Genomic DNA, 12,341 nt, shown 5'->3' on the forward strand with positions numbered 1-12,341 from the left:
CATCACAAAATTGGAGAGAGACCATGAGTTTTTACAATCATAAAGAAATTGAGCCTAAGTGGCAGGGCTACTGGGCGAAACATCATACATTTAAGACAGGAACAGATGTCTCAAAACCGAAGTTCTATGCTCTGGACATGTTCCCATATCCTTCAGGAGCTGGATTGCACGTAGGACACCCAGAAGGTTACACAGCAACCGATATCCTCAGCCGTTACAAACGTGCGCAAGGCTACAACGTTCTTCACCCAATGGGATGGGATGCCTTTGGTTTGCCAGCTGAGCAGTACGCTATGGACACAGGAAATGACCCGGCAGAATTCACAGCAGAAAATATTGCCAACTTCAAACGCCAAATTAATGCGCTTGGCTTCTCTTACGACTGGGATCGTGAAGTTAATACAACAGATCCAAACTACTACAAGTGGACTCAGTGGATCTTCACTAAGCTTTACGAAAAAGGCTTAGCCTATGAAGCTGAAGTCCCTGTAAACTGGGTTGAAGAGTTGGGAACAGCCATCGCTAATGAAGAAGTCCTTCCTGACGGGACCTCTGAGCGTGGAGGCTATCCAGTTGTCCGCAAACCGATGCGTCAATGGATGCTTAAAATCACGGCCTATGCAGAGCGATTGCTTAATGACTTGGATGAGTTGGATTGGCCAGAATCTATCAAGGATATGCAACGCAACTGGATTGGTAAATCAACTGGTGCCAATGTAACCTTTAAAGTTAAGGGAACAGACAAGGAATTCACAGTCTTTACGACTCGTCCGGACACTCTTTTCGGTGCTACTTTCACTGTCTTGGCTCCTGAGCATGACTTGGTTGACGCTATCACAAGTCCAGAGCAAGCTGACGCAGTTGCAGACTACAAACACCAAGCTAGTCTCAAGTCTGACTTGGCTCGTACCGACCTAGCCAAAGAAAAAACTGGTGTATGGACTGGTGCTTATGCCATTAACCCTGTCAATGGCAAGGAAATTCCAATCTGGATTGCGGACTATGTTCTTGCTAGCTATGGTACAGGTGCGGTAATGGCTGTTCCTGCCCATGACCAACGTGACTGGGAATTTGCCAAACAATTTGGCCTACCAATCGTAGAAGTGCTAGAAGGTGGAAACGTTGAAGAAGCTGCCTATACTGAAGATGGTCTTCATGTCAATTCAGACTTCCTAGATGGCCTTAACAAAGAAGACGCTATTGCTAAAATTGTGGCTTGGTTGGAAGAGAAGGGTTGTGGACAAGAGAAGGTTACCTACCGTCTCCGCGACTGGCTCTTTAGCCGTCAACGTTACTGGGGTGAGCCAATCCCAATCATTCATTGGGAAGATGGGACTTCAACAGCTGTTCCTGAAAGTGAACTCCCACTTGTCTTGCCAGTCACCAAGGATATCCGTCCTTCAGGTACTGGGGAAAGCCCATTGGCTAACTTGACCGACTGGCTTGAAGTGACGCGTGAAGATGGTGTCAAAGGTCGTCGTGAAACAAACACTATGCCACAATGGGCAGGTTCAAGTTGGTACTATCTCCGCTATATCGACCCACACAACACAGAAAAATTGGCCGACGAGGATCTCCTCAAACAATGGTTGCCAGTGGATATCTACGTGGGTGGTGCGGAGCACGCTGTACTTCACTTGCTTTACGCTCGTTTCTGGCATAAATTCCTCTATGACCTCGGTGTTGTTCCGACTAAGGAGCCATTCCAAAAACTCTTTAACCAAGGAATGATTTTGGGAACAAGCTACCGTGACCACCGTGGAGCTCTTGTAGCGACTGATAAGGTTGAAAAACGTGACGGTTCTTTCTTCCATGTGGAAACAGGAGAAGAGTTGGAGCAAGCACCAGCCAAGATGTCTAAATCGCTCAAGAACGTTGTCAACCCAGACGATGTGGTGGAACAATATGGTGCTGATACCCTTCGTGTTTATGAAATGTTCATGGGGCCACTTGACGCTTCCATCGCTTGGTCAGAAGAAGGTCTGGAAGGAAGCCGTAAATTCCTTGACCGTGTTTACCGTTTGATTACAAGTAAAGAAATCGCTGCGGAAAATAATGGCGCTCTTGACAAGGTCTACAATGAAACAGTTAAATCTGTTACTGAGCAAATCGAATCCATGAAATTCAACACAGCCATTGCCCAACTTATGGTCTTTGTCAACGCTGCTAATAAGGAAGACAAACTCTATGTGGACTACGCCAAAGGCTTTATCCAATTGATTGCCCCATTTGCACCTCACTTGGCAGAAGAACTCTGGCAAACTGTTGCTGCAACAGGTGAGCCCATCTCTTATGTAGCTTGGCCAATTTGGGACGAAAGCAAATTGGTTGAAGACGAAATCGAAATCGTCGTCCAAATTAAAGGAAAAGTTCGTGCCAAACTCATGGTCGCTAAAGACCTCTCACGCGAAGAATTACAAGAAATTGCTCTCGCTGACGAAAAAGTCAAAGCGGAGATTGACGGTAAGGAAATCGTGAAAGTGATTGCGGTACCGAATAAATTGGTTAATATTGTTGTGAAATAACCAATTTATTTGCTGATTTCCAACCTCAAACAGTTCCCCAAACTGTTTGAGCCAACTAAACTCGTTAATATCGTTTTGAAATAAGATAGAAATCCTTCAGAGTAGAATCTGGAGGATTTTTATTTGACAAGAAGTTTCTATTTTGTTAATATGATTAACAAAGAAAAGAGAGATTATGGATAAAAAAGAATTTATTACATTTAATAATCGTTTCAACAGGTTTATTTTAGCGTTTGAACAGTTAAAAAAAAATCAACATAAAAGTGTTGTTGACAAATCTATTACGTTGAATGAGGTACATTTGATTGTTGTGATTGGGAAAAATCAGCCCTTAAATCTAGTAAAATTATCTGAATTATTAGAAGTTTCGAGAAGTGCAATAACTCAAAGTGTTAGAAGATTGATTCAAAAAAATTTAGTTTTTTTTGATTTTGATTCGAATAATGGGAAAAATAAATATTTGAGATTATCTGAAAAAGGCATCGAAGTTTTTAAAATCCATAAGGAGCAACAAGCATATATTGAAAAATCAATCTTTTCAGTTTTAAACAACTATAGCGAGGGGGAACTTCAAACAGTTGTGAAATTGATGGATGACATTGAAAAGGTGTGGGGAGAATTACCGTGGTAAAAGTCGCGGTAAATTTTAATTTTAGTTGTTAAGTATATTAACAAAAGGAGAAGATATGACTGTAAACATAGAACTGATTTCACAAACAGATTTAGCGGATGAATCTTTTTCTATTACTATCAATGGTTTAGAACCAAGGACAATGTATTGTGTGGAAATGTACCTGTCTGATTATTACTGTATAAATGCTCCCTTACTTTTAGATCATGATGTTATATGGAAATCAACCGCAATTTTTTTATCTGATCAGGACGGTATGATTGATACCTCTCAGACAGCATCTATTTCGGGATCTTATAAAGGGATTTCAGAAATGGGATTATTCTTTAATGCGAAACCGATGAAGAATAGGAGAAGGAGATTACCGAGTTCTCTTGATAGAATTCCATTGCGAGATCGTTTTGGTGTTAAAATTAAAATCAAGATGGGGAAAGATGTGGTCGCGGAGAAAAGTTTTGTAAGGCGTTATATGAATCTGGGAATAAGGTATCAAGATATTTATGATAAGCATTTTCAAGGTCGATTATTTTATGATGAAAAGTTAAGAAAGGCGCCGGCCGTGATTATTGTTAGTGGTAGTGAGGGAAGAATTGAAAAAGCTCAGAACATTGCCCAACTTTTATCTTCTAGAGGCTATATTTGTCTTGCGATAGCTTATTTTGGTTTAGAGGGGTTACCCCAAAATTTAGAACGAATTCCGATAGAATGTCTGGAGGAAGCGAAAGATTTTCTATATCATCATCCTCAAGTTGATAATACAAAAATAGGAATATATGGTCGTTCTAAAGGAGCAGAGCTTGTTCTGGCTGGACAAAGTATTTTGGATGATGTGCAATGTTTGGTACTCAATTCCCCCTCAAATATAATATTTGAGGGAATAAAGGGAAAACTCAACTCTCATTCATCTTCTTGGACATATTTGCAAAAAGAACTTCCGTATCAAAAATTTCAACTAGGAAATTATTTGTTAAACAAGTTTTTTGGAAAACATATTCCTGAAGATAGTAGGGCTCAGATTGATGTGAGTAAAATTGCCTCTCCTTTATTATTGCTAGGAAGCGATGTTGATGAAATATGGAATGCATCATCCGCGATAGATGATATTATTTCACACTATAAAGGGGAATCCATTTTGTTTAAAAAATACCATGAAACAGGGCATATGTTGACGATTGCGTATCAACCAAATCATCGTTATCGAAAAGATTGGCGATTATTAATGAAAGAAAGTGTAGACTCATGGTTTGCTACGATAAATTTTTTTGATACACATCTGAAAAATTTGTAGATAGTGCTGAACCGTGCTATAATAGTTCCAACTAAGATAAAAACACAGTTCTGGTTGGTAGTCCAGACGTAGGCAAGCCTATCAGTAACCTTCCTCCTTGGTTGTCCATTCTTAGGGATAGATTTAAGGAGGTGCTGTCATGGAAATCGTTTCAATTGGCTTGACAGTTTATTTTGAAGATGGTTTTTGGCATGGATTGTTTGAACAAGAGTACGAGGGAACTTATCAAGTTTGTCGAGTGACATTTGGTCAGGAACCAAAAGAGGATGAAATTTTGAAACTTTTACAGACTCAGTTTGTTCGGTTGTCTTTTAGTCCAGAGGCAACAGTCAAACAGCATGTGAAGATTAAGAATCCGAAGCGTCTGCAGCGAGCTGTAAAGAAACAGGTGAAGCAGAAAGTTTCTTCTAAGTCACAAGAGCTCTTGCAGTTGCAGTATGACGAACGAAAAAAGTATTCAAAACAACAGTCTAGTCTCCAAAAGCAATTGCTCAAGCAAGAGAAATTTGAACGCAAACAGCAAAAACGTAGAGAGAAGCACAAGGGTCACTAGTGACTCTCTCTTTCATAAAAAAGAACAGCTCTTCTTGGATAACAAGAGCTGTTTTTGCTTGTATTGAAGATTTCTTTCCTAATAGATAGACTTATCGTTAATGGCAGTTTCAAATTTAGGACCATACTTGCTTGCTTCAAATTCAATCCTGCCCCATTCAGCATTTTCATTTTACTAGAAGGGAGTGTGTGCCATTATTTCTGATTCATTTTTTATTGTTTGGTTTAGCGAGAACAATACTATTGACTCCTGGATTTTTCTGCCAGATGCTATAAAACACCTCTTTTATAGCACATGTTTAAAAATATAATGTGTGGTTGTAAGTGATTTTAAACTTCCTCTAGTGATTCGATAGGAGAAAAATAAGCCTGCTCTACTTTAATTTAACCCCCATTATTTTACCACTTGGCCTTTCATTTTAACTGCTTATCTCAAAAGTCGATTTTTCTTTCATACTTTTTGTTAAACTAGTGTGGTAAAGAGGAGGAAAAAATATGATTTTACAAGCTAAACATTTGACTAAACGGTACGGCAATCATATGGCTGTCGACGATATCCAGTTAGAGTTTGAAAAAGGAAGTTTCAATGCTATTTTGGGACCCAATGGTGCAGGGAAATCAACCACCATTTCCATGTTAATCGGTTTGAAAAAGCCGACACAAGGTCAGATTCGATATGCGCCAAATACGAAAATCGGAGTGGTTTTTCAAGCTAGTGTACTGGATGAGATGTTGACGGTTAGGGAAAATCTCACGATTCGTGCTCAACAGTATAAGGAGATTGCGGAAAGTCGTGTGGATGATTTGATTCATCAACTGGGTTTGACTGCTTTCCAGAAACAACTATATGGGACTTTGTCAGGTGGGCAAAAACGTCGGGTTGATATTGCGCGTGCTCTTCTTTCGCGACCAGATATTCTTTTCTTGGATGAACCAACGACAGGTCTTGATATTCAAACTCGCAAATCCATCTGGGATCTACTGTATCGACTACAAAAGGATGAAGGGATGACTATTATCTTAACGACTCATTATCTGGATGAAGCAGATGAAGCGGATCAGATCTATATCGTTGATCATGGGAAAGTGATTGCGCAAGGTTCTGCGACTGCTATTAAAAGCCAGTATGCATCTAATATCCTAAAAATTCGTTTTAAGGAAATGAAGGATCTAGAAAAATTGCGACAGACTGGAATGACAGTCGAGGAAGAAAATGAGATGGAATATCTTTTTTATCCAAGGACGTCACAGGAGGCCATTGAATATTTGGCAAAAGTTCGAGAAGAAATTGATTCTTTTGAGTTTCGTCCGGGTACTATGGATGATGCCTTTATTGCACTTACAGGAAGAGAGGTTCGCTAATGTTAGCTTTATTGAAACGGAATTTTATCTTATATTTTCGTAATCGTTCGGGGGTATTTTTCTCATTATTGGGGGCATTGATTTCCTTCCTCCTTTATATTATTTTTTTGCAGAAGAATTTGACGGATTCTTGGTCCCAACTCCCTAATAGTACGAACCTTTTAAATAACTGGCTGATGGGTGGGACATTGGCTGTGACTGGGATGACAACCAGTTTTACAGCTCTTAAACAAATGGTTCAGGACCGCGAAAATCAAGTGGATCAAGATCTTTTCTTGACAGATTTAGGTAACTGGGCCTTACAGGCGTCCTATCTAATCAGTAGTATTGTCATTTCTTTTGTCATGCAGGTGTTTATGTATGCTGTTATGAGTTTTTATTTTAAAGAGAGCCCAGTTATCAGCTATTTACCGGAAATCGCTTTGATTATGTTGTTAAGCAGTCTGCTTTCAAGTCTGGTAAATGTTCTCTTGATTTACCGTTTTCAATCTGTAGATAGCCTTGGTAAACTAGCAACGATAGTGGGAACTGCTTCTGGATTTTTAGTAGGAACTTATATCCCCATTGGAGTATCACCTGATTCTGCACAGCTTTTCATGAAATGTACCCCTGCAACTTATATTGCTTCTCTCTATCGACAAGTCTTGATGAAAGAGCGGTTAGAGACCGCATTTTCAGGAAATAACAGTCTGTTACAGGAATTTCAAGAAAAAATGGGAATCCAAATCAACTGGCAAGAACTATTGACAAAGGAAGAAACATACTTTATAGTGGTTATTATCAGTCTCATCGCTATTTTTCTTTGGCTTTTATTTGTTAAAGTGTTTAGCAAGAGAAAATAAAGATGTATTGGAGAGAAAATGAAGATTCGTTTTGAAATGAAGACAGAGTTTTCAGAAAAAGACCCACACATTTTAATTCAGGCAGCTCAGTTAACCGACCAAGCAAGAGAGGTCATGGAGTATTTAGAACAATTTTCAACGACCAATCAGGTGGTCGTTCCTATTCGAACGGATGATCATCTGGTTATGGTGAAAATTGAGGATCTTATTCTAGCAGATATCGATAAAAATTTGTTGACCATTTATACAGTAGACGGGATTTATAAAACTAAGGAAACATTGACAAACTTTCAGAATCGGATTAACCGGCGTAACTTTATACAGATATCACGTCATTCAGTTATAAACATTGACCATTTAGAGTCATTATCGGATAGCTTTTCAGGGAACATGATGGCTAAGATGACTCGGGGTCTCAAATCGAGTGTGAGTCGGAAATACGTTAAGTCCTTAATGGATTATCTAGGTTTATAGGAGAAAATCATGAAGCGATTGATTGCTTATTTTGTATCAGGAATGCGTACGGCCTCCTTTGTTTATTTGAGTTTGGTGTTATTGGCTCAGTTTTATTCAGGTATTACCTATCCCGCACCAACGACAAAAAATATTCTAGCTTTGTTTTTGATGAGTGGAATTATGGGGGTATTGACTTTAATCCTTGAAAGACTAGAGTTTCTTGCTTATAGTATGCGTGTAGGAGTTCATTTGTTAGCGACAGCTACTATTTTAGTATTAACCTACCTATTTTTTGGCTGGGGTTCAGCATTGTTGAGTCCCTTGCTTTGGTTCTTTTTCTTATTAATTTATGGACTGATATGGTTGTACCAGATCTGGCAAACTCACAAACTCACCCAACGAATTAATCAAGCCTTAGAAGATAAAAGAAAGAAAACGAATCACTAATGTAGTGTTGAGGATGAGGTTTGAGGAGAGTGCTAGTTTCCATATAGAGCAAATTATGATATAGTATTTTCAGCCTAAAACAAGGAGAAAACAATGCCAGTAAATGAATATGGTCAGATAATTGGTGAGTCAATGGAAGGTTATACATCTGGTGAATTGCCTTCCATTGATTTCTTAGAAGGGCGCTACGCTCGGATAGAGGCTCTTTCGGTAGAAAAGCATGCAGAGGATTTATTAGCTGTTTATGGTTCAGATACGCCTCGGGAGATGTGGACCTATCTCTTTCAGGAACCAGTGGCAGATATGGAGGAGTTGGTTACCGTCTTAAATCAGATGTTGGCTCGTAAGGACCGTTTTTACTACGTGATTATAGACAAGGCAACTGGTAAGGCTTTAGGGACTTTTTCTCTCATGCGCATTGACCAGAATAACCGAGTAATAGAAGTGGGCGCAGTCACTTTTTCTCCAGAGCTCAGGGGAACACGTATAGGGACAGAGGCTCAGTATCTCCTAGCGCGATATGTTTTTGAGGAGCTTAACTATCGTCGCTACGAATGGAAGTGTGATGCTCTTAATCTGCCATCCAGACGAGCTGCGGAGCGTTTGGGATTTGTCTATGAAGGAACCTTCCGCCAGGCAGTTGTTTATAAGGGGCGTACGAGAGATACGGATTGGTTGTCTATGATTGATAAGGACTGGCCTCAAGTCAAAGCTCGTTTAGAAACATGGTTGACTCCTGAAAATTTTGATAAAAATGGACGACAGTACAAGAGCTTGAGAGAATTCTGAGAGGTATTGAGATGATGACTATTAGAAGGCAAGAAATTGTCAAGCTAGAGGATGTTTTGCATCTCTATCAGGCAGTTGGATGGATAAATTATACACATCAACCTCAGATGTTGAAGAAAGCCTTGTCTCACTCATTAGCGATTTATATAGCACTTGATGGCGATGCCGTGGTGGGCTTGGTCCGTTTGGTTGGAGATGGTTTTTCATCGATTTTTGTCCAGGATTTGATCGTTTTGCCTAGCTATCAGCGCCAAGGGATTGGCAGTGCCTTAATGAAAGAGGCTTTAGGTGATTACAAAGATGCCTATCAAGTCCAACTAGTGACCGAACAGACAGAAAAAACCTTGGAATTCTATCGTTCTCTGGGATTTGAAACCTTATCTACTTATGATTGTACAGGCATGATTTGGGTGGATCGAAAAAGATAAAAAAATATTTTTTCTTAAGTAAAATTTAAGTCTCCTTGTGTATTATATAGTTATTAAATAAAGACCTCCTAATACTCTTCGAAAATCTCATCAACCTTTGTTAGAGTCGACTTAGCTAACTATAGTTATGCTTGCGCCTATCTGCCTAGTCTGATTCCGATTTTCATTGAGTACCCTTTATTTAATGAAATCCCAAACTTTTCTTTTTCATCATAATCTCCTAAAGAAGTCACCCTATCAGGTGGCTTTTTTATGATTTGGAGAGGAAAAATCCATTTGAAAAAAATTTTTTAAAAAATGATAAATCAGAGAAAAAGTTAAGTTAGCTTTAAGATTCATCTTGTATCATATAGTTATTAAATAAAGACCTCCTAACTTTATTTAATGAAATCCTAAACTTTTCTTTTTCATAATAATCTCCCTAAAGAAGCCACCCAATCAGGTGGCTTTTTTGTTTGTGGCTTGGATTTTTGATATAATAGAGCCATGAGTAGAATTTTAGACAATGAGATCATGGGGGATGAGGAGTTAGTAGAACGTACCCTCCGTCCCCAATATTTACGTGAATATATTGGACAGGATAAGGTCAAGGACCAGCTGCAAATCTTTATTGAGGCAGCAAAAATGCGGGATGAGGCGCTGGACCATGTTCTTTTATTTGGTCCTCCAGGTCTCGGGAAAACAACCATGGCCTTTGTTATTGCCAATGAACTGGGGGTCAATCTCAAGCAAACGTCTGGTCCTGTCATTGAAAAAGCAGGTGACTTGGTAGCGATTTTGAATGATTTGGAGCCGGGAGACGTCCTCTTTATCGACGAGATTCATCGCTTGCCCATGTCGGTAGAAGAGGTACTTTATAGTGCCATGGAGGACTTCTACATTGATATCATGATTGGTGCTGGTGAAGGCAGTCGCAGTGTCCATTTGGACTTGCCACCTTTCACCTTGATTGGTGCAACGACACGTGCGGGGATGCTCTCAAATCCTCTGCGGGCACGTTTTGGGATTACAGGTCATATGGAATACTATGCCCACGCTGACTTGACAGAGATTGTTGAGCGGACGGCAGATATTTTTGAGATGGAAATCACTCATGAGGCAGCTTCAGAGTTGGCCTTACGCAGTCGAGGAACTCCTCGTATCGCCAATCGTCTCCTCAAGCGCGTGCGCGACTTTGCCCAGATTATGGGGGATGGCTTGATTGATGATGTGATTACGGATAAGGCTTTGACCATGCTGGATGTAGACCGTGAAGGTTTGGACTATGTAGACCAAAAAATCCTTCGCACCATGATTGAGATGTACGGTGGTGGTCCTGTCGGTTTAGGAACTCTTTCTGTTAATATTGCCGAGGAGCGTGAGACAGTCGAAGATATGTACGAACCTTACCTGATTCAGAAAGGTTTCATCATGCGAACTCGTTCTGGACGGGTGGCAACTGCTAAGGCATATGAGCATTTAGGTTATGAATACAGTGAAAAATGAGCAAGAAATTCTAGATGCTTTCAGAGGAAATCCAGATATGATGACCATTCTGACCATCATTCGTGATCTTGATCTGAAAGACTCGTGGTTGGCAGCAGGTTCTGTCAGGAATTTCATCTGGAATCTCTTGTCAGACAAATCGCCTTTTGATAGTGAGACGGATGTGGATGTGATTTTCTTTGATTCAGATGTTTCTTATGAGGAAACAGTATCCCTAGAGAAAAAGCTGAGAGAAGATTTTCCTCAGTATCAGTGGGAGTTGAAAAATCAGGTCTATATGCATCTGCACAGTCCCCACACTGCGCTTTACACGAGTTCTCGTGATGCCATGAGTAAGTATCCCGAACGCTGTACAGCGATAGGACTCCGCTTGCATGCCGACGCAACTATAGAGCTCTTTGCGCCCTATGGTCTAGAGGATATTTTGAATTTTCAGGTATTCCCAACTCCTCATTTTTTAGAGAATGAGGACCGAATGAAACTCTATCAAGAACGCTTGTCCAAGAAAAATTGGCAAGAAAAATGGAAAAATCTAACTTTCTCAAAAAACTTAAGAAAAATTTAAGTTAGGGACGGTATACTAGGTTCATAAGTTAAGAGGAACTTAACTTAAACTCCTAAAACTTTTTCATAATAATCTCCCTATAAAATTAAGTCGCCCAATCAGGCGGCTTATTTTTTGTCTGTACGGAGAGCTAATAACTTAGCAATAGAAGAAAATAGGGAAATATGGTATAATGAAACGATAGATTTTTGAATAGGAATAAGAACATGTTTGGATTTTTTAAGAAAGATAAAGCTGTAGAAGTCGAGGTTCCAACACAGGTTCCTGCTCATATTGGCATCATCATGGATGGGAATGGTCGTTGGGCAAAAAAACGGATGCAACCACGGGTTTTTGGTCATAAGGCGGGGATGGAAGCCCTCCAAAAAGTGACCAAGGCGGCTAACAAGATGGGAGTTAAGGTCATCACGGTTTATGCCTTTTCAACAGAAAATTGGACACGCCCAGATCAAGAAGTCAAGTTTATCATGAACTTGCCCGTTGAGTTTTATGACAACTACGTTCCTGAATTGCATGCAAATAACGTTAAGATTCAGATGATTGGAGAGACGGACCGTTTGCCTAAGCCGACTTTTGAAGCTTTGAAAAAAGCAGAGGAGTTGACCAAGAACAATACGGGTTTGATTCTCAATTTTGCGCTCAATTATGGTGGTCGTGCTGAAATTACGCAGGCTCTTAAGGGCTTGGCTCAAGATGTTCTAGATGCTAAAATCAACCCTGGTGATATCACAGAAGATATGATTGGGGACTATCTTTTCACGCAACACCTGCCAAAGGATTTGCGGGATCCGGATTTGATTATCCGTACGAGTGGTGAGTTGCGTTTGAGTAATTTCTTGCCATGGCAAGCAGCCTATAGTGAGCTTTACTTTACGGATACCTTGTGGCCTGATTTTGATGAAGCCGCCTTGCAGGAAGCTATTGCTGCTTTTAACCATCGCAATCGCCGTTTTGGAGGAGTTTAGGAGAAG

At 40.0% G+C, this 12,341-nt stretch carries 13 protein-coding genes; all 13 read left to right on the top strand.

Features of this window, described 5'->3' with window-relative positions; genetic code table 11:
- The first annotated feature begins 23 nt into the window (after positions 1-23).
- The 13 genes from leuS (at position 24) to B7723_RS07485 (ending at position 12,335) form a co-directional block, all read left to right on the top strand.
- Positions 24-2,525, top strand: a complete 2,502-nt coding sequence (gene leuS / locus B7723_RS07425; RefSeq protein ID WP_084849986.1) for a leucine--tRNA ligase — start codon at positions 24-26, stop codon at positions 2,523-2,525.
- 175 nt (positions 2,526-2,700) lie between these two features.
- Positions 2,701-3,156, top strand: coding sequence for a MarR family winged helix-turn-helix transcriptional regulator (locus B7723_RS07430; protein WP_070696004.1), 456 nt, complete (start codon positions 2,701-2,703; stop codon positions 3,154-3,156).
- A 55-nt stretch (positions 3,157-3,211) separates the two neighbouring features.
- Positions 3,212-4,444: an acyl-CoA thioesterase/BAAT N-terminal domain-containing protein gene (locus B7723_RS07435; RefSeq protein ID WP_070696006.1), complete on the top strand. Its 1,233-nt coding sequence runs from the start codon at positions 3,212-3,214 to the stop codon at positions 4,442-4,444.
- Between the two features lie 139 nt (positions 4,445-4,583).
- On the top strand, positions 4,584-4,997 hold the full coding sequence (locus B7723_RS07440) for a YjdF family protein (RefSeq protein ID WP_042902989.1): 414 nt from the start codon (positions 4,584-4,586) through the stop codon (positions 4,995-4,997).
- Between the two features lie 494 nt (positions 4,998-5,491).
- Entirely contained in the window at positions 5,492-6,358 is an 867-nt protein-coding gene (locus tag B7723_RS07445) for an ABC transporter ATP-binding protein (protein ID WP_084849985.1), read from the top strand.
- Positions 6,358-7,200, top strand: coding sequence for an ABC transporter permease (locus B7723_RS07450; protein WP_000880496.1), 843 nt, complete (start codon positions 6,358-6,360; stop codon positions 7,198-7,200). Before B7723_RS07445 ends, B7723_RS07450 begins: the two co-directional genes overlap by 1 nt.
- A gap of 18 nt (positions 7,201-7,218) precedes the next feature.
- Positions 7,219-7,674 carry a LytTR family DNA-binding domain-containing protein gene (locus tag B7723_RS07455; protein ID WP_000701942.1) on the top strand — a complete coding sequence of 152 codons (456 nt, stop codon included), beginning with the start codon at positions 7,219-7,221 and terminating at the stop codon, positions 7,672-7,674.
- 9 nt (positions 7,675-7,683) lie between these two features.
- Complete coding sequence (locus tag B7723_RS07460; RefSeq protein WP_000825486.1) at positions 7,684-8,103, top strand: DUF3021 domain-containing protein; 420 nt, start codon at positions 7,684-7,686, stop codon at positions 8,101-8,103.
- A gap of 93 nt (positions 8,104-8,196) precedes the next feature.
- Positions 8,197-8,892, top strand: a complete 696-nt coding sequence (locus B7723_RS07465) for a GNAT family N-acetyltransferase (protein WP_084849984.1) — start codon at positions 8,197-8,199, stop codon at positions 8,890-8,892.
- A gap of 11 nt (positions 8,893-8,903) precedes the next feature.
- The gene (locus B7723_RS07470) at positions 8,904-9,320 is read left to right on the top strand and encodes a GNAT family N-acetyltransferase (protein WP_084849983.1); all 417 of its coding nucleotides are present in this window, start codon (positions 8,904-8,906) and stop codon (positions 9,318-9,320) included.
- A 486-nt stretch (positions 9,321-9,806) separates the two neighbouring features.
- Entirely contained in the window at positions 9,807-10,805 is a 999-nt protein-coding gene (gene ruvB, locus B7723_RS07475; protein ID WP_016893669.1) for a Holliday junction branch migration DNA helicase RuvB, read from the top strand.
- Positions 10,786-11,370, top strand: a complete 585-nt coding sequence (locus B7723_RS07480; RefSeq protein WP_084849982.1) for a nucleotidyltransferase family protein — start codon at positions 10,786-10,788, stop codon at positions 11,368-11,370. The genes ruvB and B7723_RS07480 overlap by 20 nt, the downstream gene beginning before the upstream one ends.
- A 206-nt stretch (positions 11,371-11,576) precedes the next feature.
- On the top strand, positions 11,577-12,335 hold the full coding sequence (locus B7723_RS07485) for an isoprenyl transferase (protein ID WP_000466705.1): 759 nt from the start codon (positions 11,577-11,579) through the stop codon (positions 12,333-12,335).
- Positions 12,336-12,341 lie beyond the last annotated feature (6 nt).

Source organism: Streptococcus oralis subsp. oralis (assembly GCF_002096435.1).
Classification (GTDB): Bacteria; Bacillota; Bacilli; order Lactobacillales; family Streptococcaceae; genus Streptococcus; species Streptococcus oralis_AA.